We start from the raw sequence: 26,386 nt of genomic DNA on the forward strand, positions 1-26,386 counted from the left end.
TTTATCGGGCCAATTGCCCTTGGCCGCAACGCCTAAAATCTCACCCACCCATGAGCAACACTCATATCAAGGGATAACCCTATGCGCCGCCTCTGCCCCACTATTTCGGAGCTGAACGCCTTTCACTCCGCCGCCAAGCACCAGGCCTTCACCATGGCCGCGCGCGAGCTATGCGTGACGCAAAGCGCCATCAGCCGCCACATTGCAGCGCTGGAGGACTACCTGGGCCAGAAGCTGTTCATCCGCAAGGCCACGGGGCTGGAGCTGACCGAGGCGGGTGCCACCTACCTCAACGCCACCCGCCCCGCCATGGCGGCGCTGGAGTCGGCCACGGCGCAGCTCATGTCGTACGGGGGCGATGGCGGCTCGCTCAACCTATCTGTGCCGCCCACGTTTGCGGCGCAGTGGCTCTTTCCGCGCCTGGGGCACTTCAAGCGCACGCTGCCGCAGGTGTCACTGAACTTTGTGCGCTACCAGCATGCGCACGACTTTGCGACGCCGCACGAGTTTGACGCCGCCATCCAGTACGGCTACGGCAACTGGCCCAGCGCCAATGCGCGCTACCTGATCGGCAAGGAAACCAGCATCGTCTGCAGCCCGCAACTGCAGGCCGCCCTGCCCCTGCACACACCGCAAGACCTGATGCGCGCCACGCTGCTGCAACACATCGAAGTGCCCCTGGCCTGGCAAGACTGGATGGAAGCCCACGGCCTGGACACCAGCGCCAGCCGCTTCGGGCCGGGTTTCAACCTCTACTCGCTCATCATCCGCGCAGCGGTTTCAGGCTTTGGCGTGGGCATTGTGCCCACCTGCCTGGTGGAAGACGAACTGCAGGCAGGCACGCTGGTAGAGCCCCTGAAAGACCGCTTTGACAGCCCGCTGGGCTACTACCTGTGCGCGCCCACGGCACGCACCAATTTGTCGGTGTACCGGCTGGTGGCTGGGTGGCTGGAGCATTGCTGCAACCATGCGGAAGGGGCGGCTGCGACTGCAGAGGCTGGGGCGGGCTGCATTTTTTGCGCGCCGCAACAAGGCGTGGGCGGCGCCAACGCCGTCAGCGCCGGTACAGCCATAGTAGGTTGATGCGGCCAGCACGACTGCAAGCCTGCGCATGCGGCAGCAGCATCAGTCGTTGCGCAAACAGTCATGTCAAAAAATGGCTCTAGCGCTTATAGGTAGATCGCAAGCAGCTACTAACTAGATAGCAAAAATACTTTTGAGCGCCCACTTTTGGTACGAAACAATCCTGCCAAGGCGCTCAACGAGCAAAAGGCAAAACCTGACACCAACAGCTCTCGGGGAAAGCCCTTGTAGTTTGAGCTGTGCCACGAGCGTCGGCGCGGCGCTTGGTGTGCTGGATGGATGAGATGAACAACTCCTAGAAGCGGGCCAAGCGCCATGCCGCTACGAGGGGGCTCGAACGAAAGGTTAGCCCGCATTGCCACGCCCTCCCTTTGATCCTTCTTTGAGAACGGTGGCTACTGTTGCGGCAGCCTCCCAATTGATTCGTTCGAGGAACTCGCTAAATTCGAAGGCCGTCGCTAGCTCATCGAGAAACGAATCCAGCCACTCGTAGTAGTCCCAGCCTCGGCTCGTGAAAAAAGATAGCCACTTGAACTCGACCTCGATGTGGAGCCTGACGCCATACAGACTCAGCTCGTTGAACTGGCGCCCAAGATAGAACTCTTCGAACTGCGATGGGAAGAGTGCTGATGTCCCGATGAACTCAGGCTTAACAGCAAGATGAAATCTAGGAGTCTCGATTGAGAGCCCTGTACTCTGCAACCTGGATACACGAGACTTAGCTGGCAAGACAAGCTCAAAGTGATCGAACAGTGCGCCATCTGCTCCCGTGGCGTATACGACTCGACCATACTCCCCCCCGGAGAGGTGATCCATGAACGCCTCTCGCATCTCCATCGGCTTGGAGAAGAGCTCTAGAAAGCGATTCTGCAAAAGTACTTGCGGTATGTCGCTGCGCTCGACTCGGACGACTGTGTTTTCATCGACCTCGCGCGCGGAGTCAAAGTAAGCGCTCAGATGTAGCGTCAACTTATCGAGAACAAAATACTCAAGCGCCTCAAGTACAAGCAGATTTGCCTGGCTACGTGAGTTTCGTGCCGCTCGTCTTTCTTCATCAACTTCCAACCCAAGTGGCGTCTCAGTCCAGATTTTTGCGATAGCCTTGTTCTCGACCGAGATGGCCTTGAAGTATTGGTTCAGTTTTTCAGACAGCTCGTACCGATCGACTTCTTCGGGCATACGATGTTCATCTAGCGCAAGAATTCCTTCGAGCGTCAACCGCCGTCCCGCAACTCTGCGCAGGCGAACCGCTAGGAAGCTGACGCTGACCAGCACTAGCGCTGCTCCGGCTACTGCCGTCGCTTTTGACGACATTGCAAGCTCAGAGGGTAGCGCTGAAGAGAGAAGGTTGATTCCCAAAGCCAGTGCAAAGGCGAGGACGAGAATCTCGGCCAGATTGCGGCGGATTTCTAGAACTGCAGTGACGTAGTGGTGATCGTCTCGGCGCATGTTTTTAGTGTGGGACTGTACGGGCTAACTAGACTTAGGCGACAGCAACCGAATCCATAGAAGTCTGACAACGCATTTCGACACTGATTTTTTCGCTTGTAGTTTGCATCTCTTCGACTTTTAGGTGGCCCTAAAATTTTTCGAATGGATTCCGATGCTCGGGCTGATCGGGCCCGCGGGATGAAAGACCGGCAAAGGCGGCCGAGATGCCGCCTTTCCCGTCTTAAACAAACAACCCCTTGTACTGATCCCGCAGCAAGTTCTTCTGCACCTTGCCCATGGTGTTGCGCGGCAGTTCCGCCACCACAAAACACTTCTTCGGAATCTTGAAATTGGCCAGCTGTGACTTGAGCTGGGCCACGATGGCATCGGGGTTCAGGCTGGCGCCGGGTTTGGCGATCACCACGGCCACGCCCACTTCGCCAAAGTCGGGGTGCGATACCCCCACCAGCGCGCTTTCAGCCACGCCGGGCATTTCGTTGATGTAACCCTCGATCTCTGCGGGGTAGACGTTGTAGCCGCCGCTGATGATCAGGTCTTTGCTGCGGCCCACGATGCTCACGTAGTCGCGCTCATCGAGCTTGCCCACGTCGCCGGTCTTGAACCAGCCGTCTTTGGTGAACTCTTCGGCCGTCTTCTCGGGCATGCGCCAGTAGCCTTTGAACACATTGGGGCCCTGGACCTGGATGTTGCCGATCTCGCCCACGGGCAGGGGCTTGTTGGCGTCGTCCACCACACGCAGGCCCACCCCTGGCAGCGGGAAGCCCACCGTGGCGCCACGGCGCTCGCTCTGGCCCTTGTGGCGTGCATCGGCCGCATAGGGGTTGGAGGTGAGCATGATGGTCTCGCTCATGCCGTAGCGCTCCAGGATGGTGTGGCCGGTGCGTTGCTGCCATTCGGTGAAGGTCTCGATCAGCAGCGGCGCAGAGCCTGCGATGAACAGCCGCATGTTCTTCACTGCCTGCTTGTTCAGTGCGGGCTCGGCCAGCATGCGCACGTACAGCGTGGGCACGCCCATGAACACGGTGGCGCGGGGCATGGCGGCGATGACGGCCTTGGGGTCGAACTTGGCGAACCAGATCATCTTGCTGCCGTTGATGAGCGCGCCGTGGATGGCGACGAACAGGCCGTGCACGTGGAAGATGGGCAGTGCGTGGATCAACACATCCCCACGGCCATCAGGCCCTCCGGTAGCCGTCCAGCCCCAATAGTCCTTGAGCACCTGTGCATTGCTGAGCAGGTTGCCGTGCGTGAGCATGGCGCCCTTGCTGCGGCCCGTGGTGCCGCTGGTGTAGAGGATGGCGGCCAGGTCGTCGGCATGGCGCGCCACCGGAACATGCTCGTCCTTGTGGTGGGCTGCGCGCTCCAGCAGGCTGCCGGTGCGGTCATCGCCCAGCGTGAACACATGCTGCGTGCCCAGCGTGAAGGCGATCTTGCTCACCCAGCCAAAGTTGCCCGGTGTGCACACCACCACGGCGGGCTCGGCGTTACCGATGAAGTATTCGATCTCGGCGCTCTGGTAGGCGGTGTTGAGCGGCAAAAACACATAGCCCGCGCGCAGCGTGGCCAGGTACAGCACCATGGCTTCGACCGATTTCTCGACCTGCACGGCCACGCGGCTGCCCTCGGGCAGCTTCAGCGATGCGAGCAGGTTGGCCATGCGCGCACTGGCGCGGTCCAGGTCGTGCCAGGTGTAGAACAGGGGCGTGCCGTCGGGCGCGGTGGTCTCTACGGCCGTGCTGGCAAGGTCGGCAGGAAAGGCAGCGCGCAGGGCGCTGAAGAGGTTGTGTTGGCTCATGGCGTTTGACTGAGTGACAAGGTGACAGTTTTGGGGGTGCGATGGCCGCGTGAGCGCGCCATTCAGAACACGGGCGGGCGCTTGTCGAGAAACGCCGTAATGCCCTCTCGATGCTCCGCGCTATCCGCATAGGCGTAGGGATCCGGCGGATTATTTACTATGTTTTTTATAGCATCTAGCGCTTTACCATAAATCGCTAGAGGCGCTTTTAATGCTCTAAATGTCTGTTTATTCATGCGGGCGGCCTGTGGCGCCAGGGTGGCAATGCGCAGCGCACTGCCCAGGGCCTCGATGGCGACCATCTCATCGGGCACCACGCGGCTCAGAAACCCGCGCGCCAGCATGTCCGGGGCGGCAAAGGTGGCGGCCTCCAGCAGCATCTGGCGTGCGGTCATCTCCCCTACCGCGCTGGCCACCAGTTGGGCCTCGCGTGGTGCCATGGGGAAACCCAGCTTGGCAATGGGCGCGCCAAACCGGGCCCCATGGGCAGCGATGCGGATGTCGCAGCAGCTGGCGATCTCGACACCCGCGCCCATGCAGGCACCGGTGATGTGCGCGACGATGGGCACATCACACTCCAGCATGGCGTTCAGGCCGCCCCAGACGTCCCGCTCATGAAAGTCGCGCAGCGCAGCGGCGTCAAAACGGAATGCGGGGTATTCGGAGATATCGCCCCCCGCGCAGAACGCCCCGCCCTCGCCTTCGATCAGCACGCAGCGCACATCAGCGCTGCGCTGGATGCCGTCAAACACCTCGCGCAGCTGGCGCCACATGGCGCGTGACATGGCGTTCAAGCGCCCGGTGTGGCGCAGGGTGACCCGCACCACACCGGCGTCGCCCGCCTCCCCTGCGGCGCGTGCCGCCACCACTTCAGCGACCATTTGTCAGTCCAGTTTTGCGCCTGATGCCTTGACCACGGCCGCCCAGCGCTTGACCTCGCTGCTGACCATGGCGGCGAACTGTGGCTGCGTCATGCCGCCGTATTCGGCCCCGTTGCTCGCCCAGATGGTTTTGAGTTCTTCCGAAGCACCGAGCTTGCGCACCTCGTCCACGATGCGTGCCTGCACGTCGGCAGGCGTGCCCTTGGGCGCCCACAGGCCATACCAGGTGGTGACGGTGTAGTCGGGCAGGCCGACCTCGGCCGCGCAGGGCACGTCCGGGAACGCCGGGTTGCGCTTGGTGCCCGAGACCATGAGTGCCTTGATGCGCCCGGCCTTGATGTGCGTGGCCGACGAACCCAGGCCGTCAAACATCATGTCGACCTGGCCACCGATCAAATCCTGCAGCGCCGGGCCCGCACCCCGGTAGGGGATATGGGTGATGAAGACATTGGCCTGCTGCTTGAACAGCTCACCCGCCAGATGGTGCGATGTGCCCGCGCCCGCCGAGCCGTAATTGAGCTTGCCCGGATTGCGCTTCACATGGTCCATGAACTGCTTGAAGTTCGTCACGGGCACGGCCTTGGGGTTGATCACCAAGACCTGTGGCACGTTGGCCAGCAAGAACAGCGGAATGAAGTCCTTTTCAAGGTCGTAGTCGAGCTTGGGGTACATCGACGGGGCGATGGCGTGGTGCACCGCGCCCATGAACAGTGTGTAGCCATCGGGGTGTGCCTTGGCGGCATAGCTTGCGCCCACCGTGCCCCCGGCCCCGCCCCGGTTGTCGATGATCAGCGTCTTGCCCGTGGCCTTGGAAAACTGCGCCGCCAGCGGCCGCGCAAAGGCATCGGTCCCACCGCCAGCGGGGAACGGCACCACCAGATTGACCGGCTTGGTGGGCCATGCCGAGGCCTGCGCCAGAGCGCTGCCGCCTGGCAACCCCAGCCCTGCCGCTGCAGCACCCAACAGCACACTGCGGCGTTGCATCAGCGCTCGTTCGTTGATTCGCAGGTTGTCTTTCATTTCCTTGTCTCCTCTTGTCGTTGTAAAAAGGGAAATTGGCATTTGTGGTGCCACGCATGGGCCATTCACTGTTCGCTTTTTTGCCATGTGCCCGCTGTCACCTGTTTTTTACCAGAAGCGGGGGCTCGAAAGCCCCACGTTCTGCACGGACAGGTTCACCGTTTCCTCCACCACAGGCCTGCGCGCCGATGGGCCTGTCAGCCCATCGGCCCTGGGCCGTCGGTTAAAACTGCCACACCACCCCGATACGCCAAAGCCGCCGCAAGCGCCTTTGAACAGGCTCTTAGCCATCGTTAGTCGCGGCAAAGGCTGTCGATGTCCCCCGACACCGGCACCTTGCCCTGGGCCAGCAAACTGCGGTGCTTGTCGATGCGTTTGAGGTCATACAGATAGTTCACCATCAACCCATAGGACTGCTTTTGCGCCTTGGACGAAGGGTCTCCGGCCCAGTTGAGCCGCTCCACCCGGGCGCCGTTGCCCAGATGGAATCGGGCCACGGGGTCCACAGGTTTGCCTTCGTGCAACTCGCGGCCAAGGTAATAGGCGGCACATTCCAGCAGCATCTGGCGCACCGGCGACTTGGCATCCAGCTCATGCACCTTGTCGATGGCCGCCAGCAAGTGCGTGGCCTGTGGCGGCTCAAAACCCACGGCGCGGCCCAACTCAGCGCGGCGCTTGTCGTCCAGTCGCCCCAGCATGGCTTGCGCGTTTTTGACCAGCCACGACCGAAACCCCGGGATCGGTGACAGCGTGGCGAAGGTGCGCAGACGGGGGAACTCTGCCGTAAGCGTCTCCACCACATGTTTGATGAGCGAGTCGCCAAAACTCACGCCGCGCAAGCCAGTTTGCGTGTTGCTGATCGAATAAAAAATGGCCGTGGTGGCCCGGCCCAGGTCAGCCGGTGCGGCGGCCTCGTCCAGCAGCGGGGTGATGCTGGACGAAATCTTGTCCACCAGCGCCACCTCCACAAAGATGAGCGGTTCGTTGGGCAACCGGGGGTGAAAGAACCCATAGCAGCGGCGGTCACTGTCGAGCCGGTTTTTCAGATCGGCCCAGCTGCGGATGTCGTGCACGGCTTCGTATTTGATGAGTTTTTCGATCAACGAAGCGGGCGAATCCCACGACAAGCGCTGCAGCTCCAAAAATGCCACATCAAACCAGGTGGAAAACAGGTGCTCCAGCTCTGCGTCAAGCGCGAGCAGGCGCTTGTCGGCCTTGAGCAAAGGCAAAAGCTCAGCGCGCATGTCCACCAAAAACCGCATGCCCTGCGGGAACGCGGAGAACCGCTGCAACAGACGCGTGCGCGGTGACACCAGCGCACGGCGCAGGCCGATCTCTGCCTGACCTTCTTCGGCCGTGCCCGCTGCGGCCTCGTAGCGCTGGCGGGCCGATTTGAACTGCGACGCGTCGGGGGCGAATTGCTCACACATCAGCAGCCACATGTCGCGCCGCGCTTCGGGCTCGGCCTTGGCATACCAGTCGGCCACCACCTGGGCGCGTCGCCCGCCTTCGACTTCGCTCACCTGCGGCGCCACCACTTCTTGCAAGTCGGCCAGCAGACGGCGCAGTGCGCGCGGCGACAGCGACTCTTGCCCACGCCGCAGCGTGGCCTGCAAGCGGTCGTGGGTGGAGCGTGGCGGCACCACTTTGGCCACCACGTCGGTGACCGACTTGTCGAGCGCGCCTTTGACGGCTTTGTCTCCGGCCTTGTCTGCGCCCTTATCGGCCGCCTTGTCACCCGACTTATCGCCCGCTTTGTCGCCCCCTTTTTCGGAGAGGGCCTTGCCAGCGGTGGGCGTGGCAGCGCGCAGACGTGAAACGCTGCGGGAAATCCATTCAGGGGTGGTGGCGTTCATCATCGGGTCAACCTCGACTGGTGGTTGCGGGCAACGTCGCGCAGCGCATCGCGCTGGCGCAAAAGGTGGGTGCGCATGGACTCTTCGGCGGCATCGCTATCGCGGGCCTTGAGTGCGGCAAACACAGCCAGGTGCTCAGCCAGGCTTTGTTGCAGGCGGCCCGGCACCTGCAGCGTCTGCAGACGCGCCAGGCGCAGTATCTTGCGCAAATCAGCGATCACCTGGGCCAGCCAGCGGTTGTCCGCCAGGGTGATGAAGGCCTCGTGGATGGCGTAGTTGGCTTCGTAGTAGTCGGTGATGCGGCCGTCGTCGGCGCACTGCTGCAGTTGCTGGTGCAGCACTTCCAGTGCCGCCACATCGGCATCCCCCGCCTTGAGGGTGGCTTCGTAGGCCGCACGGCCTTCCAGAAGGGCAATGACGGGGAACAGGTCATCCAGATCCCGCTCGGTGACCTGGGCCACAAAACAGCCGCGCCGCGGCTCATGGCGCAGCAGCCCCTCAGCCACCAGCACCTTCAAGGCCTCGCGCAGCGGTGTGCGCGAGATCGCCAGGCGCTCGCACAGCGCGGCCTCGTCAAGAAAGCCACCAGGCGGCAAGGCGCCCGCAAAGATCTGCTCGCGCAGCCGCGAGGCCACTTCATCGTGCAGTGAATTCGAAACGGGACGCATGGCGAGAAGGACTCCAGGATCAACGAACACAAACTCGGACCATCACGAATTGATCACAAAGCAACGTCAACAGTTGGTTACTGTGCACATTGTTTGCGCATATGCGTAATTTCCCATAATTATCAAAATATACAAGGGACTAACCCTTAGTTTTGGCGGTCTGGGAGACAAAACAGGCCGCGCTTATGCCAAATCCCCACACCGAGCGTTCACCGCACGCGCCAAACCCGGCTCGCCCTGTGCCCACCGTGTTGGAGCGCTGCAATCCAAGCCCCACCCTCAGCGCAGGTTCATTGCACTTGCGCAAACCCCTGCACCAGGTGATCGATCCAGACGCGCAGTTTGGCGGGCACAAAGCGGTTGGGCGGGTACAGCAACCAGGCGGTGCCTGCGTACGACGTCTTGTGCTGCCAGTCGCTCAGCACCGGCACGAGGTCGCCACGCTCCAGGGCGGCGCGCGCTGCGAAGCCCGGCAGGCTGGCAATGCCCAGATGGTTCAGCGCCGCCTCCAGCCGCACCTCACTGTGGTTGGCCACGTAGCGCCCCCTGACGGCCACGGTCACCTCTTCGCCTGCGCACTCAAAGCGCCAGTGCCGATCGCGGTCGTCTTCCCCCAGGTAAATACAGGCGTGTTGCCCCAACTCCCGCGGGTGCTGCGGATGCCCGTGTTCGGCCAGATAGCGCGGACTGGCGCATAGCCGGTGGCACAACGTGGCCAGCGGGCGCCCCGCCAGGCCGGGGGGTGGCGTGTCGGTGACACGCAGGGCCAGGTCGATGGATTCTTCGTACAGGTCCACCGTGCGGTCGGTAATGACCAGTTGCACATCCACCTGGGGGTACTTTTGCAGAAACGAAAGCGCGAGCGGATGCACCAGTTGGCGACCCACCGCCTTGGGCATGCTCATGCGCACCAGGCCAGCGGGCGCTGCAGAGTGGGTGTCGCTCAGCGCCCACACCTCGCGCGCAGAAGCCACCATGGCCTGGCAACGGTTGTAAGCAGCAGCGCCTGCATCGGTCAGCCTGAACTTGCGCGTGGTGCGCTCCAGCAAGCGAACACGCAGCGCGGTTTCCAACCGGGCGACCTGTCGGCTGACGGCCGACGGAGTGATTCCAAGCTGCCGGGCCGCTGCCGAGAAGCCGCCAGCGTCCACCACACAGGCAAACACGGCCATGTCCGTCAAATTGCTCAGAGACTGATTAATGTTCATTTGGAACAAATCCTGTTCGATTAAGGCAATTATTACAGCCACTGCGCAAATCAATAATTGCAAGCTGCCCGCCAAGCTCCCTGCGGCCTTACAGCGTCTTGGCCTGCCCGCGCCACCGTGCGCCTCCTGCACCAGCCCATGCCCATCCCATGCCACCCACTCCCTCCTCCATGCCTGCACACAACCTCTCACGCTTCGCTGACGGCGCCACGAGCCACCCCATGGCGCCCCGCCTGCCCGACCTGGCCATGCTGCTGGTCGCAGCGGTCTGGGGCACCAGCTATGGAGTGGCCAAAGGGGCGCTGGTGTTCTACCCGGTGCTGGGGTTTCTGGCCGTTCGGTTCCTGCTGACCTTTATGGTGTTGTTGCCTGCGCTGCTGCGCACCGATGCAACAGGCCGCCGGAACGCGCTGTGGGCCGGGTTGCCCTTGGGCGTGCTGATGCTTGGCATCTTTTTGTGTGAGACCTTTGGCCTTTCCATGACATCGGCCAGCAATGCCGCATTCCTCATCAGCCTGTGTGTCGTGTTCACGCCGTTTGCTGAATGGTGGCTGCTGCGCCAACGGCCTGCCCGCGCCATGTTCGTTGTTGCCAGCGTGTCACTGCTGGGGGCCGCGTTGCTCAGTGGGGGTTATTCGGGCCATTGGGGCTGGGGCGATGCCCTCATGGTCGCGGCGGCAGTGTTGCGGGCCATCACCGTGTGCCAGACCACACAACGCACCCGCAGCCGCCACGTCCCGGTGCAGGCGCTTACGGCAGTGCAGGCGGGTGTGATCGGGCTGGGCAGCTTGCTGCTGGCGCTGGCCCAGCCGGGTTCGCTGCCACCGCTACCGTCCCTCACCCACGCCAGCGCGTTCTGGTGGGCCTGCGTCTATCTGGTCCTGGGGTGTACGGTCTTCGCATTCGTGGCGCAGAACTGGGCACTGCGCCACAGCACGCCCACCCGCGTGAGTGTGCTCACCAGCAGCGAACCCGCCTTTGGCGCGCTGTTTGCGGTGTTTTGGTTGGGTGAGAACCTCAGCGCCACGGCCTGGGCAGGGGGCGCGCTCATCGTGGTGGCGGCCCTGTGGTCGATGGCGGTGCGCGCAGGTTCGCAGCGCTAAGCCCAAGGCCGGGGCACGTTGGCCTTGCCTCGCACGCGTCGTCCACTACCATTTTTATAGCTGCTGGCGCTTATGAATCAAGCGCTAGCAGCCAATTTCACTTAAAAGCAGCTTGACGCGCAGGCTGGCGCTGCGCCCAGAGCCACAGCAACACACCGCCCACGATCATGGGCAGGCACAACCATTGCCCCATGCTCATGCCCAGCGACAGGATGCCCAGGAACGCGTCCGGCTCGCGGAAATATTCGGCGATGAAGCGAAAGCAGCCATACCCCACAAGAAACGCCGCCGCCACTTGGCCCTGGCGCCGCTCTTTGCGTGCGTAAAGCCACAGCAAAATGAAAAGCAGCAGGCCTTCCATGAGGAACTGGTACACCTGCGAGGGGTGGCGCGGCTGCATCGAGCCACTTTGCGCGAAGACCATGCCCCACGGCAGATCGGGGCTGGAAAAACGCCCCCACAACTCGCCATTGATGAAGTTGCCTACCCGCCCTGCGGCCAGCCCTGTGGGCACGCAAGGGGCCACGAAGTCTGCCACCTGCAGCCACGGCCGTTTGCGCGAGCGCGCAAACCACACCATGGCAACGATCACACCCAGCAGCCCGCCGTGAAACGACATACCGCCCTGCCACACGGCAAAAATCTCCAGCGGGTGGCTGAGGTAATAACCGGGTTTGTAGAACAGGCAGTAGCCGATGCGCCCGCCCGCCACCACACCAGCCACGCCCAGAAAGAGGATGTCTTCCACATCCTTGCGCGACCACGCACCGGGGCCGGTAATGGAGGCAAAGGGCTCATGGCGCAGGCGGCGAATGCCCAAAAACATGAACAAGCCAAAAGCGGCCAGATAAGTCAGGCCATACCAGTGCACGGCCAGCGGGCCGATCTGCAGGGCAATGGGATCGATGTGGGGATAGGTCAGCATGGTGGGCGGTATTGTGCCCGGCATGGCACGACGGGGCGTGAACCGGGGCGGTAATGCCTGGCAATTACAAGGAAAATTACCCCGCAGCGCATGTGTACCAATCGCTTCAAGCTATCAAAAACAGAGCGAAAAAAGAAAACCCGCCAGCAGGTGGGCCGGCGGGTTGGGGCACGCGGCGCCTGGGCGCCGGATGGTGTCAGTCCAGCAACGACAGATCGCGCACAGCCCCCTTGTCGGCCGACATCACCAGTTTGGCGTAGGCCTTGAGCGCTGCCGACACCTTGCGCGGGCGCGGCTGCGCAGGTTTCCAGCCCTTGGCGTCTTGCGCTGCGCGGCGGCGGGCCAGCTCGTCGTCCGACACCAGCACATTGATGCTGCGATTGGGAATGTCGATGCGAATGCGGTCGCCATCTTGCACCAGGCCAATGGCGCCGCCAGCGGCCGCTTCGGGTGATGCGTGGCCAATGGACAGGCCCGATGTGCCGCCCGAAAAGCGCCCGTCGGTCAACAGCGCACAGGATTTGCCCAGGCCCTTGGACTTGATGTAGCTGGTGGGATACAGCATCTCTTGCATGCCGGGGCCGCCCTTGGGGCCTTCATAGCGCACGATGACCACGTCACCCGCTTTCACCTTGTCGGCCAGGATGTTGGCCACGGCTTCGTCCTGCGACTCGGTCACATGGGCCGTGCCTTCAAACACCAGCAGCGCGTCGTCCACGCCAGCGGTCTTGACCACGCAGCCGTCCAGCGCGATGTTGCCGCGCAGCACCGCCAGGCCGCCCTCTTGCGAGAAGGCGTGGTCGCCCGAGCGGATGCAGCCCTTGGCGCGGTCCAGGTCGAGGCTGGGCCAGCGTGCGTTCTGGCTGAACGCCACCTGCGTGGGGATGCCACCGGGACCGGCCCTATAGAAGGTCTTGACCGCTTCGGATGGGTTGCGGGCAATGTCCCATTCGTCCAGCGCGTCCTTCAGGGTTTTGGCGTGCACGGTGGGCGTGTCGGTGTGCAGCTTGCCCGCCCGGTCCAGCTCGCCCAGGATGGCCATGATGCCGCCCGCGCGGTGCACGTCTTCGATGTGGTACTTGTCGGTGTTGGGCGCCACCTTGCACAGCTGCGGCACTGCGCGCGAGAGGCGGTCGATGTCGGCCATCGTGAAGTCGATTTCGGCCTCTTGCGCGATCGCCAAGAGGTGCAAGATGGTGTTGGTCGAGCCGCCCATGGCGATGTCCAGCGTCATGGCGTTTTCGAACGCCTTGAAGCCCATCGAGCGTGGCAACACACTGTAGTCATCTTGTTCGTAGTGGCGCTTGCACAGCTCCACCACCAGGCGGCCGGCGCGCTTGAACAGTTGCTCGCGGTCGGCGTGTGTCGCCACCACCGTGCCGTTGCCCGGCAGCGAGAGGCCCAGGGCCTCGGTCAGGCAGTTCATCGAATTGGCAGTGAACATGCCCGAACACGAGCCGCAGGTCGGGCAGGCAGAGCGCTCGATCTCGGCCACATCGGCGTCAGACACCTTGTCATCCGCCGCCATCACCATGGCGTCGATCAGGTCGAGCTTCTTGAAGGTGATGGCGTGGGTGTTGGGGTCGGCCTTGTTGACCTTGCCAGCCTCCATGGGGCCACCCGACACAAACACCACGGGGATGTTCAACCGCATGGCGGCCATCAGCATGCCGGGCGTGATCTTGTCGCAGTTGGAGATGCACACCATCGCGTCGGCGCAGTGCGCGTTGACCATGTACTCGACCGAGTCCGCAATGATGTCGCGGCTGGGCAGCGAATACAGCATGCCGTCGTGGCCCATGGCGATGCCGTCGTCGACGGCAATGGTGTTGAACTCCTTGGCCACGCCGCCAGCGGCTTCGATCTCGCGCGCAACAAGCTGGCCCAGGTCCTTCAGGTGCACGTGGCCGGGCACGAACTGGGTGAACGAATTGACCACCGCAATGATGGGCTTGCTGAAGTCATCGTCTTTCATGCCGGTGGCGCGCCACAGGGAGCGCGCCCCCGCCATGTTGCGACCGGCGGTGGAGGTTTTGGAACGGTAGATAGGCATCGTGCTGGCTTCTGGAAGATCGCTGAAAGGGAAGCGGGCCGCAGGAATAAAGGCCCCTCGCGCGCCCGTGCGAACAACCTCTTGAGCCGTGCCGGGGGCAAACCCCCCAATTATCGCCCACCCCTTTTTGCCTGTGGCGCGGCACGCCGCTCTCGGCCGTCGCACCCAAGCCCGCTGACGCGGCCCACTGCCCGTGGGGGCTGCGGCAGCACCGCAACCCAGACCCGCTTTGCACTGGCAAAATGATCCAGATCAGTTCCACCCAACGAGGACGCCCCACGATGACCGACCGCACCGCCACCCCCCTCCCTCCGTCAACCCCCATCAACCGCCGCAGCGCCAACATCACGCAAGGCAAGTCGCGCGCACCCAACCGCTCCATGTACTACGCCATGGGCTACGAGGAAGGCGACTTCGTGAAACCGATGGTGGGCGTGGCCAACGGCCACAGCACCATCACGCCCTGCAACAGCGGCCTGCAAAAGCTGGCCGATGCGGCCATCGCCGGTATCGAAGAAGCCGGAGGCAATGCGCAAGTCTTCGGCACCCCGACCATTTCCGACGGTATGGCCATGGGCACGGAAGGCATGAAGTATTCGCTGGTCAGCCGCGAGGTCATCAGCGACTGCATCGAAACCTGCGTGGGCGGCCAGTGGATGGACGGCGTGGTGGTGGTCGGTGGCTGCGACAAGAACATGCCCGGCGGCCTGATGGGCATGCTGCGCGCCAACGTGCCTGCCATCTACGTCTATGGTGGCACCATCCTGCCCGGCCACTACCAAGGCAAGGACCTCAACATCGTGAGCGTGTTCGAGGCCGTGGGCGAGAACGCAGCGGGCAAGCTGAGCGACTTTGACCTCAAGGAGATCGAAAAACGCGCCATCCCCGGCACCGGCTCTTGCGGCGGCATGTACACCGCCAACACCATGAGCAGCGCGTTCGAGGCCCTGGGCATCAGCCTGCCGTACTCGTCCACCATGGCCAACCCGCACGACGAAAAGATGAACTCTGCCAAGGAATCGGCCAAGGTGCTGATCGAGGCCATCAAGAAGGACCTGAAGCCGCGCGACATCGTGACCAAGAAGTCCATCGAGAACGCCGTGGCCGTGATCATGGCCACGGGCGGATCGACCAACGCCGTGCTGCACTTCCTGGCGATCGCCCATGCCGCTGGCGTGGAATGGAGCATCGACGACTTCGAGCGCGTGCGCCAGAAGACCCCTGTGCTGTGCGACTTGAAGCCCAGCGGCAAGTACCTGGCCGTGGACCTGCACCGCGCAGGCGGCATCCCGCAGGTCATGAAGATCTTGCTGAATGCGGGCCTGCTGCATGGCGACTGCATCACCATCGAAGGCAAGACGATTGCCGACGTGCTCAAGGACGTGCCTGACCAGCCGCGCGCCGACCAGGACGTGATCCGCCCTATCGACAAGCCCATGTATGCGCAAGGCCACTTGGCCATCCTCAAGGGCAACCTCAGCCCCGAAGGCGCCGTGGCCAAGATCACGGGCCTGAAGAACCCAGTCATCACCGGCCCGGCCCGCGTGTTTGACGACGAACAATCGGCGCTGGAAGCCATCCTGGCGGGCAAGATTCTGGCTGGCGATGTGATGGTGCTGCGCTACCTGGGCCCCAAAGGCGGCCCCGGCATGCCCGAGATGCTGGCACCCACCGGCGCACTGATCGGCGCCGGCCTGGGCGAAAGCGTGGGCCTGATTACCGACGGCCGCTTCTCGGGTGGCACCTGGGGCATGGTGGTAGGCCACGTGGCGCCCGAAGCAGCGGCCGGTGGCACGATTGCGTTCGTCCACGAGGGCGACAGCATCACCATCGACGCGCGCCAGCTGCTGCTGGAACTGAACGTGCCCGCAGAAGAAATCGCCAAGCGCCGCGCTGGCTGGACGGCGCCCGCACCGCGCTACACACGCGGCGTGCAGGCCAAGTTCGCGTTCAACGCGTCGAGCGCGAGCAAAGGTGCGGTGCTCGACGCTTACTGACACACAGTAAGCGTTACAGCCCCCTGGCTGTGAACACTAAAGCCCATAAAGCCTTGCTTTTGCTCTAGCGTTTTGGTTCATCAGAAAACGGAGCTTAAAAAGAATCGCCCGTAGCGCTGTCTGCTGCTACGGGCGATTGTGTTTGGCAGTGAAGAACGACACCACGTCACTGGAATGCCGCACACGGCGGGCGCCAGCAACGGTGTGGCTCATTCAGCGCGGCTTGCGCGGCTGGATACCCAGTGCTTCCTTGTGTTTGTTGATGCGGTCTTTTTTGCGCTGGTCCATTTTTTCCATGGCCTTGCGTTTTGTATAACCGGTGGAATCGGCCCATGCCCACCACAACATGGTGACGCCAAAACAGCCCAGCACCCACCACCAGGACATCGTGGCCGCAGGCCCGATCTCCAAGTATTTCAGTGCCAGCATAAGTAGGGAAAGACCCAGCAGATACATTGCGATCTCCAGAAAACGACATCAAAGAGCCGATTGATCCGAAACAAGGGTATGTCAACCCAAGTCACTACAATCGCATTAAAAGCACTGTAACCCAACCACAGGAAATCCCACCATGAAGCGCACCCTGATCACCCTTGCCATGACGCTGTCGGTAGCGGCCCCCGCAATGGCAGACCTCGCCTTGGCAACCTCCAAGAACTGCATGGCATGCCACGCGGTGGACAAGAAGCTGGTGGGTCCGGCCTATAAGGACGTCGCGGCGAAATACGCCGGCCAAAAAGACGCGGTGGACAAGCTGGCCGCCAAGATCATCAAGGGCGGCTCCGGTGTGTGGGGCCCCGTTCCCATGCCCGCCAATACGCAAGTCAATGATGCAGAAGCCAAGAAGCTCGCAGCCTGGGTGTTGACTCAAAAATAAGTCTATTGCGCGTCGGCCGCTCCTGCGAGCGGCTTGCGTGTTCGGCCAAAACAAAAGCCGCGCCACCTTGTGTGACGCGGCTTTTGTTTTTGCACCCCAGTCCGATCAAGAAACCGGTGGCACGCGCTATCCACTATCTATCGTGCGCCGCCGCCATCTCCACCGTTGTGCAGCAAAAACTGCCTCAGACGACGGGCGTCGTCGGGTTCATGGGGGTGGTGTGGGTAATGGAGGTCGAATGGCGGCCCAGCAGCTGATCTTCCAGTTGCCCCACATAAGCGGCCGTGGTGTTGTCTGACTGCTCAGCCCGTGCGGTCAAACGTGCTTCCAGGTTGTCGATCCGCGCGAGCAGCGCTGCATGCGACTGCTGGTGATGGGCTTCGATGTAAGCGCGCAACTCGGTGAAACGAGAGGCTTCGGCCTTGTCCGCCAGTTCACGTTGAACCTGCATCTCTTTGGTATGCCGGCGTGTTTCCATCAGCACAGAGCCCTGCAAAGACAGCACATAGACGATACAGACAATGCCCAGCAAGGTCGTCAGCGCCAGCATCAAAAGCCCAAGGGGTGCGTCAAACGTCACTACCCCCAACGACACGAGTGTGGGAGCGGCCAGGGTAGGCCAATTGAGGGCCGCCAGCGCTGCGATGGCCAGCGCCGTCACTAAAAGAACAATGGAACGCAAGTGCATGGGAAATCTCCAGTCAGTCGTTACAGGCCGGGGTGGCCTGTCGCGCCATGCTGCAGTTGTAACGCATGCAAAGGGGTTCCTTCACCCCGGAAGAACGATTTCAGACCGCGTCCTACAACCACGCACTGGACGGCAGCACGCGGCCTGCCGCATGGGGAAGGCCGGGGAAGGCCACCCCACGTCCACGTGCTGCATGAGCGAACGCGGGAGGCTACGGCCACGCACCACAGCGAGGTCGCTCAGCGCGCAGGTATCGCGGGGCACGGGCGCTACACAGCGCCTCGCCCCTGTCTTGCTCAGTTGGAGCTGGACAACTGATCAAGAATCGCCGGGTTCTCCAGCGTGCTGATGTCCTGGGTGATGGCTTCACCCTTGGCGATGCTGCGCAGCAGGCGGCGCATGATTTTTCCGCTGCGGGTTTTGGGCAGGTTGTCACCGAAACGGATGTCCTTCGGTTTCGCGATGGGGCCAATTTCCTTGGCCACCCAGTCGCGCAGCTCCTTGGCAATCTGCTTGGCTTCTTCGCCTGTGGGGCGGGGGCGCTTGAGCACCACAAAGGCGCAAATGGCCTCGCCAGTCACGTCATCCGGGCGCCCCACCACGGCAGCTTCGGCCACCAGGTCCGACTTGGCAACCAGCGCCGACTCGATCTCCATCGTGCCCATGCGGTGGCCGGACACATTGAGCACGTCGTCAATGCGGCCCGTGATGCGGAAGTAGCCACGGTCGGCGCTGCGCACGGCACCGTCGCCCGCCAGGTAGTAGCCCTTGAGCTCGTCGGGGAAGTAGCTCTTCTTGAAGCGCTCCGGGTCGTTCCAGATGGTGCGAATCATGCTGGGCCAGGGCTTCTTTATGACCAGAATGCCCCCCGAACCATTGGGCATGTCGTTGCCCATTTCATCGACAATGGCCGCAGCGATGCCGGGCAGGGCCAGCGTACAGCTGCCGGGCACCAGCGGCGTGGCGCCAGGCAGCGGCGTGATGACGTGGCCGCCCGTTTCGGTTTGCCAGAAGGTGTCCACCACGGGGCAACGCTCGCCACCCACGTTCTTGTAGTACCACATCCAGGCTTCGGGGTTGATGGGCTCGCCCACGCTGCCCAGAATGCGCAAGCTCGACAGGTCGGAGCTCTTGGGGTGCACTGCCGCGTCGGCTTCGGCGGCCTTAATGAGCGAGCGGATGGCGGTGGGTGCGGTGTAGAAGATAGAGACTTTGTGTTTCTCGATCATCTGCCAGAAGCGGCCCGCGTTGGGGTAAGTGGGCACGCCCTCAAACACCACCTGCGTGGCGCCCGCAGCCAGGGGGCCATAAGTCACATAGGTGTGGCCGGTGATCCAGCCGATGTCGGCCGTGCACCAGAAGACATCGTCTGCGCGCAGGTCAAACGTCCAGTCCATCGTGAGCTTGGCCCACAGCAGGTAGCCGCCTGTGGCGTGCTGCACGCCCTTGGGTTTGCCGGTGGAGCCGCTGGTGTACAGGATGAACAGCGGGTGCTCGGCCTCCACGGCCACGGGCGCACATTCGGTGCTTTGCCCGGCCAGCGCTTCGCTGAACGTCTTGTCGCGCCCTGCCGTCATCGCGCAGGCGGTGGCGGTGCGCTGGTAGACAAACACATTGCGCAGCGTGTCGCAGCCGCCCATGGCCAGCGCTTCGTCGATGATGGCTTTGAGCGGCAGCTCTTTGCCGCCGCGCATCTGGTAGTTGGCGGTGACGACGGCCACCGCGCCCGCATCGATGATGCGTTCGTGCACGGCCTTGGCGCTAAAGCCGCCAAACACCACGCTGTGGGTGGCGCCGATGCGCGCGCAGGCTTGCATGGCCACCACACCTTCGATCGTCATGGGCATGTAGATCAGCACGCGGTCGCCCTTGCTGACGCCATGCGCCTTGAGTGCGTTGGCAAACTGGCTCACGCGGGCCAGCAGCTCTTTGTAGGTGACCTTGGTGACCGTGCCGTCATCTGCCTCGAAGATGATGGCCGTCTTGTTTTCGGTGGGGGTGCCGATGTGGCGGTCCAGGCAGTTGGCAGAGGCATTGAGCTCGCCATCGTCAAACCACTTATAGAACGGCGCCTTGGATGAATCCAGCGTGCGCGTGAAGGGCTTGGTCCACTGCAGGTTCTCGCGGGCCAGGCGCGCCCAGAAGCCCTCGAAGTCCTTGTCGGCCTCGGCGCAAAGCGCCTCGTAGCCCGCCATGCCCGACACGCGTGCGGCTTTGACAAACGCGTCGGAAGGTGGGAACACGCGGTTTTCAACCAATACGGATTCGATGGCGGATGTGGGCGCACTCATGGTTTTGTCTCCTGGGTCTGATGGAATTGGATTTGGGCGGTACTGTCTGCCGCAGCACTTACAAGCCACTGACTGGCACGAAGCTTACACACGCCGGCATGCCCCTTAGGTGCGCGCGCACAGCCGCCCCCCGCATCACCGCCCTGCGCACCCATCCCATGCGGCGTCCAGCGCACTGGGTTGGCGCGCGCCAACGCCCGCGCACGCGTGAGGGCATAAGCCCCGTCACACGCGTCTTTTAGAATCGCGACACTTTTTTCTCCAACCACCCTTATGACCCTCCCCACCCCCGGCCTGGCCGGCCAAACCGATCCGGTCAACGCGCCGCTGCGTCCGCTTCCCAGCCTGATTTTTGCCAGCCGCTGGCTCCAACTGCCCTTGTATCTGGGGTTGATTGCGGCCCAGGGTGTCTATGTATGGCATTTCCTGCTGGAGTTGTGGCACTTGGTGGAAGCGGCCTTTGGCAACCAGACCGCGCTGCAGGCCCTGGTGACCAGCATCGGCTACAAACCCGATCTGCAAATCACGGCGCTCAACGAAACCGTGATCATGCTGGTGGTGCTGGCGCTGATCGACGTGGTGATGATCTCCAACCTGCTCATCATGGTGATTGTGGGCGGCTACGAAACCTTCGTGAGCCGGCTGGGCCTGGACAAGCACCCCGACCAGCCCGAGTGGCTAGGCCACGTGAATGCGTCGGTGCTGAAGGTCAAACTCGGCCTGTCCATCATCGGCATCAGCTCCATCCACCTGCTCAAGACATTCATCAACGCCGCCAATTACGACGTGAAGGTGCTCATGTGGCAGACGATCATCCATGTGGTGTTCCTGCTCAGCGCCCTGGCCATCGCCTACACCGACAAATTGCTCAACGCCTCGCACGACAAACACTGAGGAAGCACTGAGCCTGCGATGGCGCCCGGCAGAGCGCCATCGGCAAACACCAACAATCAGGTGTTTTAGGGCGCCAGCGCTTGTCAATAAATCGCTGGAAGCTATGTAAAACATAGCAAACCACCGTGGATGATGGGCTCGACTTCGGGGCACTTGGCGCCCGGCTTGGGCGGCCTGCCAACCCTGTGTTTTGACATAAAAGCACTGAATCCTTATAATTCAGTGGTGTTTTACAACCTGCAACGCAGGTAATTCACCCTTTTACAGGGCGAATCTCACCGTCAGGCGGCTGAACTCTTTGACAGACAGCACCTGACACCACGGCCGAAATGTCGGCCCTGATGCCCCTGGTGTCGCACCCCGCTTCGCGGTGGTCCGGCACCTGCGCTGTTCAGAAGTCCTCTGCCAAGACCTCTTCTGGCCCGCACCCCAGGCCCTTGCGCACCCTTTTGGCGTGCCATTCGGGCCGATCCGGTCACCCTTGTGTCCACCCTATTGATTGCCATCTGGCGTGCCGGGCTTTTGCCTGTGCGGCCGGTTTGGCCGCCGCATCAGGGTTTCCATCTTTCGGTCTTCGAGCCATGGCGGCCTGCGGGCGGCCCTGGCGTGTTCAACCCGCTGCACTGCAGCGACCAAGGGAGGACCCACAACGTGGCTAAACAAATCATCATCGACCATGTGTTCAAGGTATTCGGCGACACGCCCGAAAAAGCCCTGGACCTTGTGCAACGGGGCCTGAGCAAACACGAGATCCTGGCCCACACAGGCAACTCCATCGGCGTGTTCGATGCCACCTTCACGATCGAGCCCGGCGAGATATTTGTCGTCATGGGCCTGTCGGGCTCGGGCAAATCCACGCTGGTGCGCATGCTCAACCGCCTGATCGAACCCACCGCCGGGCGCATCGTGGTGGATGGCCAGGACCTCAACGCCCTGAGCGACCGCCAGCTGCGAGCCCTGCGCCGCAAGGACATCAGCATGGTGTTCCAGTCGTTTGCGCTGATGCCGCACCTGACGGTGCTCGACAACACGGCCTTTGGCCTGGAACTGGCCGGTGTGGACCGCGCAGAGCGCGAGCAACTGGCCGCACGGGCGCTGGAGCAAGTGGGCCTGGACGGCTGGGGCGCCAGCTACCCCGACGAACTCTCGGGGGGCATGCAACAGCGTGTGGGCCTGGCGCGCGCGCTGGCGTCAGACCCATCCATCTTGCTGATGGACGAAGCGTTTTCAGCGCTGGACCCGATCATCCGCACCGAAATGCAAAGCGAGCTGCTGCGCCTGCAGCAGGTCAAGCGCCGCACCATTGTCTTCATCTCTCACGACCTGGACGAAGCCATGCGCATCGGCGACCGCATTGCCATCATGAAAGACGGCCACGTGGTGCAGGTGGGCACGCCCGACGAGATCTTGCGCAACCCCGCCGACGACTACGTGCGCAACTTCGTGCGGGGTGTAGATGCCGCGGCTGTCTTCAAGGCCAGCGACATCGCCCGCAAGCGCCTGACCGTGGTGCGCGAGCACACCGACCGTGGCTGCCGTGCCGCGCTTCAGCTCATCGAAGGGCATGACGACAACTTCGCCTATGTGGTCAGCCCCACGCAGCGTTATCTGGGCACGGTGTCGGCCGACTCGCTGCGTGCCGCACTGCGCGGTCACAGCGGGCCCATAGGCTTGCAGCACGCTTTCATGGCCGATGTACCGCCTATTGCCGCCGACGCCACGGTGGCCGACCTGTTCGGCCAGGTGGCCCAGGCGCCCTGCGCGCTACCCGTGGTGCAGGCGGACGGACGCTTTCGCGGTGCCATCAGCAAGACCACGCTGCTGCGGTTTCTGGACCGCGATACGCCCCCCGTGCCGCCCAGCGTGCCCACAGTCCAGGCCACCCACGCAGCTGCGCCTATGCAGCACACGCAGCCGACAGATACCACCACCGTTCACACAGAAAGCGTCGCATGAACGCCATGACCACCCCGCTGACTGAGCCCACCCCCGCCGTGCTGTTGGCGCAGGCCGACGCGACCACCCCCATCCCGGAAACCACCCTGCCCCCGCCCGCAGACACCAATCCGTGGGCATCACCCACAGACAACGGCATGGCCGCCCCTGCCAGCCCCGGCGGTGCAGCCCCCATCGACACGCCCGCCGCCGCCATCGACCCGTGGGCGGCGTCCACCATGCCCAGCGACACGACGAACTCGGCCAGCGGCGGCACCGACTGGCTGGCCGCCCCACCCGCGTCACCCGACGTGGCGAGCGGAGCCGACCCCTCGGCAGCGGGCGGCTTGCACCTGAGCCAGTTGTTTGACGGATCGCTGCCCGTGGAAAGCTGGATCAATCAGGGCCTGGCGTGGGTGGTGGACCACTTCCGCCCCTTCTTTCAAAGCGTGCGTGCGCCCATCGACGCTACCCTGACCGGGGTCGAGAACATGCTCACCAGCATGCCAACGCTGGCCATGGTTGCGCTGATTGGCGTGCTGGCGTGGCAATTTGCCGGGCGTGCCTTGGCGGTGGGCGCCGTCATCTCGCTGCTGCTGGTGGCCATGCTGGGCATCTGGCCCGAGGCCATGGTCACGCTGTCGCTGGTGCTCACGTCGCTGGCGTTCTGCGTGTTGCTTGGGCTGCCGCTGGGCATTGTGCTGGCCAGCAGCGACCGGGCACAGCGACTCATGCGCCCCGTTCTCGACGCCATGCAGACCACGCCGGCATTCGTCTACCTGGTGCCCGTGGTGATGCTGTTTGGCATCGGCAACGTGCCGGGCGTGGTGGTGACCATCGTGTTTGCGCTGCCCCCGCTGGTGCGCCTGACCAACCTGGGCATCCGCCAGGTGCGGCCCGACCTCATCGAAGCCAGCCGCGCTTACGGTGCGTCGCCGCTGCAGATGCTCGTGAAGGTGCAGCTGCCGCTGGCCATGCCGTCCATCATGGCCGGCATCAACCAGGCGCTGATGCTGTCGCTGTCGATGGTGGTGATCGCTTCGATGATCGCCGTGGGCGGGCTGGGGCAAATGGTGCTGCGCGGCATCGGCCGCCTGGACATAGGCCTGGCCACCGTGGGAGGCCTGGGCATCGTGCTGCTGGCCATCACGCTCGACCGCATCACGCAGTCCCTGGGGCAGCCGCGCCGCGGCGTGCGCCACTGGTGGCAAACCGGCCCCGCTGGGCTGGTGTGGCGCCTGATGCAACGGCGCGCCGCGGCAGGCCTGGGCGCGGCCCCGCCCACAGCGGCCGATGCGCTCACCGCGACAGCGCGCCCCGCCCCCGAGCAGCCAGCCGAACAGCCAGCGCCTCACACAAGGCTGGCTGGAGCAGGTCATTAAGAACGTGTTCACGATCTAAATGCCGCAGCGCTGCTGCGCCTCAATCGATTCAGTTTTGCAACCCAGGAGAAAAATCCATGACATGGACAAACCACCGTTTCACGCCCACCCTCGCCGCCCGCAGCCTGCTGGCCACCAGCCTGGTGGCGCTCGGCCTTGCTGGCGCCGCGCATGCGAAAGACCTGCCCGGCAAGGGCATCGCCGCGCAGCCGCTGCAAAGCTCGATTGCCGAAGAAACCTTTCAGACCCTGCTGGTGAGCCGCGCGCTGCAAAAGCTGGGCTACGCCGTGCAACCCATCAAGGAGATCGAGTACGCCACAGCCCACGTGGCGATTGCCAACGGGGACGCCACGTTCATGGCCGACCACTGGGATCCGTTGCACGCCGACTTCTACAAAAATGCGGGCGGCGACGCCAAGCTGTCGCGCGCGGGGACTTATTCGCAAAATGCTGCGCAGGGCTATCTGATCGACAAAAAAACGGCCGACAAATACAAGATCACCCACATCAGCCAGCTCAGCGACCCCAAGTTGGCCCAGCTGTTTGACACCAACGACGACGGCAAGGCCGACCTCACCGGCTGCAACCCCGGCTGGGGCTGCGAAGCCGTGATCGAGCACCAGCTCAAGGCCTTCAAGCTCAGCAACACGGTGACCCACGTGCAGGGCAGTTACTCGGCGCTGATTGCCGACACCATCGCCCGCTACAAACAAGGCAAGCCCATCCTGTACTACACCTGGACCCCCTACTGGGTGAGCGGCGTGCTGCAGCCCGGCAAGGACGTGGTGTGGCTGCAAGTGCCCCACTCGTCGTTGCCCGGCGAGCAGGCCAAGCTCGACACCACGCTGCCTGACGGCAAGAACTACGGTTTTGTGCTGAACAACCAGCGCATCGTGGCCAACAAGCAGTTTGTGGAAAAGAACCCGGCTGCTGCCAAGCTGTTTGAGTTGATGCAACTGCCCGTGGGTGACATCAACGCCCAGAACCTGGCCATGAAGAACGGCCAGAACAAGCCCGCCGATCTGGCCCGCCACACCGACGGCTGGATCAAGGGGCACCAAAAGACGTTTGACGGCTGGATCGACCAGGCCCTGGCTGCCGCCAAATAAACGCCAACACGCCCTGCGCCCGCTGGCGTCGCCGCAGCGCGCAGCAGCCGGCCGGCACACCACGGGGTGGGGTGCCGGCTTTTTTGTGGCGACGGCCAGCAGCGATGCCCCCTGGGCGTTACCCATTGCAGCGGGCAATTATTTATATAAAAACAGCCTCTAGCGCTTTACCAACAAGCGCAACCAGCTATCAAAAAGTGAGTACTCCTATGACAACCAGGGCATCAAGGCGCTCCCAAATTCCTCCGCATTCGGGCGGCACAGTGCAGGCCATTCCCACCCTTCGGAGAACCCATGGAACGCACCGCCCCCACCAGCCGCCGCCTTGCGCTCAGCGCCTTGAGCTCTCTGGGCCTCACCTCCTTGCTGGGCTGCGGCGGTAGCGGTAGCGGCAGCGATACCGAAGCCGACGCCAGCGACACCACCACCACGACCGGAACTGGCTCCGGATCGGGCACAGGCACCACCACCGGCGCTGGTGCCACCTGTTCCGTGGCCCCTGACGAAACCGCAGGCCCCTACCCGGCCGATGGCTCCACGGTCAGCAACAACAGCTACAACGTGCTGACCCTGAGCGGCATCGTGCGCTCGGACATCCGCAGCTCCATCGGCTCATCCACCCAGGTCGGCGGCGTGCCGCTCACCATCGCCATCACGCTGACCAACGCCAGCGCCAGTTGCGCCCCGCTGGCGGGCTACGCCATTTACCTGTGGCACTGCACCCAGGACGGCAACTATTCGGTCTACACCACCAGCAACATTGCCGACAACCACCTGCGCGGCGTGCAGGCCACCGACACCAACGGCACCGTCACTTTCACGACCGTCGTGCCCGGCTGCTACGCCGGCCGCATGCCCCACATGCACCTGGAGGTCTACCCCAGCCTTGCAGCAGCCAGCAATGCGCGCAACGCCATCAAGACCACGCAGCTGGCCTTCCCCACGGCGGTTTTAAGCAGCATCTACAACGCCAACGCGGGCTACAGCGCCAGCGTGCGCAACCTGGCGTCCATGAGTTTTGCCACCGACAACGTGTTCAGTGACGGCACCGATCTGGAGATGACCACGGTGCAGGCCAACAGCGATGGCGGCTACGCGGCCAGCATCACCCTGTCCATCGCGGCCTGAACGCAAGCGTCCGCACCGCCCATCGCACAGACACGGCACAG

Annotated in this window: 21 protein-coding genes; 9 read left to right on the forward strand and 12 right to left on the reverse strand. The window is 63.1% G+C overall.

Annotated elements, in window-relative coordinates:
• Positions 1–81 precede the first annotated feature (81 nt).
• Positions 82–1,083: a LysR substrate-binding domain-containing protein gene (locus KI609_RS15095; RefSeq protein ID WP_226444413.1), complete on the forward strand. Its 1,002-nt coding sequence runs from the start codon at positions 82–84 to the stop codon at positions 1,081–1,083.
• 345 nt (positions 1,084–1,428) lie between these two features.
• Here KI609_RS15095 and KI609_RS15100 read toward each other — a convergent pair whose 3' ends face one another.
• The 7 genes from KI609_RS15100 to KI609_RS15130 form a co-directional block, all read right to left on the reverse strand.
• On the reverse strand, positions 1,429–2,532 hold the full coding sequence (locus KI609_RS15100; protein ID WP_226444414.1) for a hypothetical protein: 1,104 nt from the start codon (positions 2,530–2,532) through the stop codon (positions 1,429–1,431).
• 223 nt (positions 2,533–2,755) lie between these two features.
• The gene (locus KI609_RS15105) at positions 2,756–4,330 is read right to left on the reverse strand and encodes a malonate--CoA ligase (protein ID WP_226444415.1); all 1,575 of its coding nucleotides are present in this window, start codon (positions 4,328–4,330) and stop codon (positions 2,756–2,758) included.
• Positions 4,331–4,392: 62 nt separating this feature from the next.
• Positions 4,393–5,211 carry an enoyl-CoA hydratase/isomerase family protein gene (locus KI609_RS15110; RefSeq protein ID WP_226444416.1) on the reverse strand — a complete coding sequence of 273 codons (819 nt, stop codon included), beginning with the start codon at positions 5,209–5,211 and terminating at the stop codon, positions 4,393–4,395.
• 3 nt (positions 5,212–5,214) lie between these two features.
• Positions 5,215–6,231, reverse strand: a complete 1,017-nt coding sequence (locus KI609_RS15115; protein ID WP_226444417.1) for a Bug family tripartite tricarboxylate transporter substrate binding protein — start codon at positions 6,229–6,231, stop codon at positions 5,215–5,217.
• A 293-nt stretch (positions 6,232–6,524) separates the two neighbouring features.
• Positions 6,525–8,087 carry a malonyl-CoA decarboxylase gene (locus tag KI609_RS15120; protein ID WP_226450446.1) on the reverse strand — a complete coding sequence of 521 codons (1,563 nt, stop codon included), beginning with the start codon at positions 8,085–8,087 and terminating at the stop codon, positions 6,525–6,527.
• Positions 8,087–8,755 carry a GntR family transcriptional regulator gene (locus tag KI609_RS15125; RefSeq protein WP_226444418.1) on the reverse strand — a complete coding sequence of 223 codons (669 nt, stop codon included), beginning with the start codon at positions 8,753–8,755 and terminating at the stop codon, positions 8,087–8,089. The genes KI609_RS15120 and KI609_RS15125 overlap by 1 nt, the downstream gene beginning before the upstream one ends.
• Positions 8,756–9,045: 290 nt before the next feature.
• A complete protein-coding gene (locus KI609_RS15130; protein ID WP_226444419.1) occupies positions 9,046–9,963 on the reverse strand; it encodes a LysR family transcriptional regulator in 918 nt (305 codons plus the stop codon).
• A 170-nt stretch (positions 9,964–10,133) separates the two neighbouring features.
• Between KI609_RS15130 and KI609_RS15135 the strand changes: the two genes are divergently transcribed.
• Complete coding sequence (locus tag KI609_RS15135) at positions 10,134–11,066, forward strand: DMT family transporter (protein WP_226444420.1); 933 nt, start codon at positions 10,134–10,136, stop codon at positions 11,064–11,066.
• A 97-nt stretch (positions 11,067–11,163) separates the two neighbouring features.
• On the opposite strand, the gene lgt is transcribed toward KI609_RS15135, so the two are convergent.
• Entirely contained in the window at positions 11,164–11,991 is an 828-nt protein-coding gene (lgt, locus tag KI609_RS15140) for a prolipoprotein diacylglyceryl transferase (protein ID WP_226444421.1), read from the reverse strand.
• 196 nt (positions 11,992–12,187) lie between these two features.
• On the reverse strand, positions 12,188–14,044 hold the full coding sequence (ilvD, locus tag KI609_RS15145) for a dihydroxy-acid dehydratase (RefSeq protein WP_226444422.1): 1,857 nt from the start codon (positions 14,042–14,044) through the stop codon (positions 12,188–12,190).
• 281 nt (positions 14,045–14,325) lie between these two features.
• On the opposite strand from ilvD (KI609_RS15145), the gene ilvD (KI609_RS15150) reads away from it, so the two are divergent.
• On the forward strand, positions 14,326–16,041 hold the full coding sequence (gene ilvD / locus KI609_RS15150; RefSeq protein WP_226444423.1) for a dihydroxy-acid dehydratase: 1,716 nt from the start codon (positions 14,326–14,328) through the stop codon (positions 16,039–16,041).
• A gap of 213 nt (positions 16,042–16,254) precedes the next feature.
• Here ilvD (KI609_RS15150) and KI609_RS15155 read toward each other — a convergent pair whose 3' ends face one another.
• Positions 16,255–16,497, reverse strand: a complete 243-nt coding sequence (locus KI609_RS15155; protein WP_226444424.1) for a TIGR04438 family Trp-rich protein — start codon at positions 16,495–16,497, stop codon at positions 16,255–16,257.
• Positions 16,498–16,612: 115 nt separating this feature from the next.
• On the opposite strand from KI609_RS15155, the gene KI609_RS15160 reads away from it, so the two are divergent.
• On the forward strand, positions 16,613–16,918 hold the full coding sequence (locus KI609_RS15160) for a c-type cytochrome (protein ID WP_319003110.1): 306 nt from the start codon (positions 16,613–16,615) through the stop codon (positions 16,916–16,918).
• 184 nt (positions 16,919–17,102) lie between these two features.
• On the opposite strand, the gene KI609_RS15165 is transcribed toward KI609_RS15160, so the two are convergent.
• Positions 17,103–17,606, reverse strand: coding sequence for a LapA family protein (locus tag KI609_RS15165; protein ID WP_226444425.1), 504 nt, complete (start codon positions 17,604–17,606; stop codon positions 17,103–17,105).
• Positions 17,607–17,902: 296 nt separating this feature from the next.
• Entirely contained in the window at positions 17,903–19,897 is a 1,995-nt protein-coding gene (gene acs / locus KI609_RS15170; RefSeq protein WP_226444426.1) for an acetate--CoA ligase, read from the reverse strand.
• A 273-nt stretch (positions 19,898–20,170) separates the two neighbouring features.
• Between acs and KI609_RS15175 the strand changes: the two genes are divergently transcribed.
• The 5 genes from KI609_RS15175 to KI609_RS15195 all read left to right on the forward strand — a co-directional run bounded on the left by KI609_RS15175 (position 20,171) and on the right by KI609_RS15195 (position 26,345).
• Positions 20,171–20,791, forward strand: a complete 621-nt coding sequence (locus KI609_RS15175; protein ID WP_226444427.1) for a TIGR00645 family protein — start codon at positions 20,171–20,173, stop codon at positions 20,789–20,791.
• A 651-nt stretch (positions 20,792–21,442) separates the two neighbouring features.
• The gene (gene proV, locus KI609_RS15180; protein ID WP_226444428.1) at positions 21,443–22,747 is read left to right on the forward strand and encodes a glycine betaine/L-proline ABC transporter ATP-binding protein ProV; all 1,305 of its coding nucleotides are present in this window, start codon (positions 21,443–21,445) and stop codon (positions 22,745–22,747) included.
• Positions 22,744–24,108, forward strand: a complete 1,365-nt coding sequence (gene proW / locus KI609_RS15185) for a glycine betaine/L-proline ABC transporter permease ProW (RefSeq protein WP_226444429.1) — start codon at positions 22,744–22,746, stop codon at positions 24,106–24,108. Before proV ends, proW begins: the two co-directional genes overlap by 4 nt.
• 77 nt (positions 24,109–24,185) lie before the next feature.
• Positions 24,186–25,217 carry a glycine betaine/L-proline ABC transporter substrate-binding protein ProX gene (gene proX / locus KI609_RS15190; RefSeq protein ID WP_226444430.1) on the forward strand — a complete coding sequence of 344 codons (1,032 nt, stop codon included), beginning with the start codon at positions 24,186–24,188 and terminating at the stop codon, positions 25,215–25,217.
• Positions 25,218–25,511: 294 nt separating this feature from the next.
• Entirely contained in the window at positions 25,512–26,345 is an 834-nt protein-coding gene (locus tag KI609_RS15195) for an intradiol ring-cleavage dioxygenase (protein ID WP_226444431.1), read from the forward strand.
• Positions 26,346–26,386: the final 41 nt, after the last annotated feature.

It is taken from the genome of Acidovorax radicis, from assembly GCF_020510705.1.
Classification (GTDB): Bacteria; Pseudomonadota; Gammaproteobacteria; order Burkholderiales; family Burkholderiaceae_C; genus Acidovorax; species Acidovorax radicis_A.